Annotated in this window: 1 protein-coding gene; it reads left to right on the top strand. The window is 41.6% G+C overall.

Annotated features, from left to right (window positions below; all coding sequences use genetic code 11):
• Positions 1 to 255: hypothetical protein (locus tag ACYQ2O_RS13425; protein WP_459796852.1), on the top strand; the 255-nt coding region annotated here is incomplete at both ends.

The raw sequence follows: 255 nt of genomic DNA, 5'->3' as shown, positions 1-255 counted from the left end.
AATCTGACAGAAAGAAAGAGAGAAAAGGCGACAGCATTGGAGTTCACGCTCCCCTGTCTTCTTTTCTCTCTCACCAATACATAATGAATTATACCTTACTCTCCCCAAATAATAAAGACTTTCTTCTAGCCTTGTCGCACTTAGGCAGTACCCGTTTTTATCAAGGTCTTCAAACGGCCTACGACCGTTTCTTCAATGATTTCTTATCTATGCATCCCAGCTGCCCCAAATGTAATCATACAGCCATCGTCTTTT

Source organism: Alkalibacterium sp. m-11 (assembly GCF_054658155.1).
Note: the sequence above shows the minus strand (reverse complement) of the source record. Positions and strands in the feature narration are given on the sequence as shown.